The organism is Pseudanabaena sp. 'Roaring Creek' (assembly GCF_001402795.1).
Taxonomy (GTDB): Bacteria; Cyanobacteriota; Cyanobacteriia; order Pseudanabaenales; family Pseudanabaenaceae; genus Pseudanabaena.
The window spans coordinates 1-2,579 of the sequence record NZ_LIRE01000063.1; the positions used below are offsets into that span (position 1 = coordinate 1).

At 44.8% G+C, this 2,579-nt stretch carries 2 protein-coding genes; one reads left to right on the top strand and one right to left on the bottom strand.

What is annotated here, in order from left to right; translation table 11 throughout:
- Window positions 1-172 precede the first annotated feature (172 nt).
- Complete coding sequence (locus tag AC805_RS02025) at window positions 173-691, bottom strand: hypothetical protein (protein WP_082429375.1); 519 nt, start codon at window positions 689-691, stop codon at window positions 173-175.
- A gap of 356 nt (window positions 692-1,047) precedes the next feature.
- On the opposite strand from AC805_RS02025, the gene AC805_RS02030 reads away from it, so the two are divergent.
- Window positions 1,048-2,331, top strand: a complete 1,284-nt coding sequence (locus tag AC805_RS02030; protein WP_055073877.1) for a DUF4912 domain-containing protein — start codon at window positions 1,048-1,050, stop codon at window positions 2,329-2,331.
- The last annotated feature ends 248 nt before the right edge of the window (window positions 2,332-2,579 follow it).

Sequence of the window (2,579 nt, forward strand, 5' to 3'; positions counted from 1 at the left end):
TATAGCTATAGCCAAATAAGTTAAGACATAAAACCCAGAAGAGTGTTGCGGCGCGAAGCGCCGCAACACTCTTCTGGGTTTTGTTTTTGTCCTAACATAACTGGCTACTGCTATAAGGGCTAAAATGGTCTAGGACTGCTATATAAGGAGGGATAAGTAAGGATAAGTAAGGTTAGCGACCTTGAGCAAGCGCAGCTTCAGCTCGGTCAAATTCTTGTAATAGGCGATCGCGAGTTTTGGCAGGAACAGCCCGCTTCATTGAGCCGTTATAGTATCCAGCCAGAGTATTTAAGGCTGTAGACATAGTTGTATAGGAATACAAACCGCCCTTGTCGTGATCGGCACGATAGCGCGATACATAGGCATTGATCTTATATCTAGCCGAAGTCTTTACCGCAGCGCGATTTTCAGCATTTTCGGGCAAATTAATAGCTTCGCGTAAGGTTTTAATAGTGTCGGTAGTATCAGCAATATAATCACCCGTTAGCCCTGCATTAACGAGCGTTTGAATTTCTTTGGTAGATAAACCATCGCTTTTTCTGCTAAATAATGCCGCCTCGGCTCCAGATGTAAAGCTACCAAGTACGATCGAAGTCACCAATACCAAAGCGATCGCGAAACGACATAGGCTTTTTAAAGAAACCTGTAAAACCTCTAAGCGTCCGTGTAAAGAATCGTATTTTGCCTTCATATTTTATAAATTTATAAAAATATACAGTTGTTGTCATTAATAATCTTATGGCTTTTCGGACAACCTCCCCCAGTATCCAAAGGAGGGGATCGCAATGTCATGAATTCATAACATTGCGATCCCCAGCTAAATTTACCCGCACAATCGCTACAACAATGATGGGTATTTGGTTTTAGCTAAACCCATACCATGAAAACCTCTAATAAGTTTGCTAAAACCAATAGAAGATAACCATTTCAAGCATTGACCATCTCGAAAAATTTGGCAGAATAGTTCTAGCTACAGAACGAATACTCAGTTAGATACACAAAGACGACTGAGATAGACATCATTACAAGCAGTTGGAGGTTAATTGTATGGCGAGGGAACGTCCTCCCCTAGAAGAAATGACCTTGCGTCAACTTCGCAAAGTAGCAGCAGAGCTAGAGATTTCTCGCTATAGTCGGATGCGAAAATCTCAGCTATTAGCTGATATCCAAACTATTCTCTCGGCTCAAGGTGCTGCCTCAACCCAAACAGATCGTAGTAATTCGGAGATACAAGAAATCGTGGAAGCTTCAAAGTTTAACTTGGGTAGTGAAGAAACAGAAGAGAATTTAGAATCACTTGCTGATATCGATCAAAGCATCGGTGATTTGCCAAGTGGCTATGGTGAAAGCCGTATCGTTCTATTACCTCGCGATCCGCAATGGGCTTATGTATATTGGGATGTACCCAACTCTCAAAAAGAAGAGTTGCGTCGTCAAGGCGGACAGCAATTGGCACTGCGTCTATACGATGCCACGGATATTAACCTAGACTATCAAACTCCCAATAACTTACAAGAGTACAACAGCGACGAACTGGCAAGGGAATGGTATCTGCCGATCCCCATTAGCGATCGCGACTATGTAGCCGAATTAGGCTATCGCTGTGCCGATGGTCGTTGGTTAGTCCTAACCCGCTCCAAAGTAGTTCACGTTCCACCTGTATTTCCTTCGGAATGGGTAGAAGACAACTTCATCACTGTACCTTGGGATCAAACCCTCAAAGGACAAACCTTCTTTACATTAGTTCCTCCCGCGAAAAAAGTTGTTCCCGCTCCTGAAGAACCCGTAACCACTAGCGATAGTTCCTACGATGAAATCTTCAATATCGCGCGTGAAGCTGAAGTTCAGAGAATCTCTGGTTCTCTCTATGGCTCCATGCAGCATGAATCGGGAATTGGCATGGCTCCTGAATCCTTAAGCTCCTTCGTCTTCCCATCAGGCGCAGGTTTGTTTGCGGGTGCGGCAGGTGCAATTAGCGCTAGCGGCATTAACTACTCTGGCATCGGCATGATGTCCAGCTATAGTTTCTTCTCTAGCGAAACGCCGATTCGTCCTCGACAGTTTTGGTTAGTTGCTGATGCGGAACTAATTGTCTATGGTGCAACGGAGCCTGATGCCTCTGTCACTATTGGCGGTCGTCCCATCAAGCTTAATGCGGATGGTACATTCCGTTTCCACACTTCTTTCCAAGATGGTATTCAAGACTATCCTATCTTTGCCGTTGCCGCCGATGGCGAGCAGAATCGGGCGATTCACATGAAGTTCGAGCGTCAAACCCTCGAACGTCGGACGAATACGAAGGAAGAAGCCATTCCTGAATGGATTAGCTAGATGACTGAAAGATTGCTTGGCAATCTTTTCAACCAAAACAGCCCTGCTTAGCAGGGCTGTTTTGGTTTTTACATAACTTGACTTAGGACATAAACCCCAAGAATTGACTGGCGGCGCGAAGCGCCGCCAGTCAATTCTTGGGGTTTATGTCCAAGTACACTTGGTGACCGCTATTTATAATGAGGGGGGACATTTTTATCCGCAAGGGCTTTACTCCCTTCCCAGTGAAAAATTAGACGTTGCGGCGC

What these genes read in the sequence shown, in the direction of transcription:
- AC805_RS02025 (WP_082429375.1), bottom strand. Translation starts at nt 691, where the DNA reads ATGAAGGCAAAATACGATTCTTTACACGGACGCTTAGAGGTTTTACAG.
- AC805_RS02030 (WP_055073877.1), top strand. Translation starts at nt 1,048, where the DNA reads ATGGCGAGGGAACGTCCTCCCCTAGAAGAAATGACCTTGCGTCAACTT.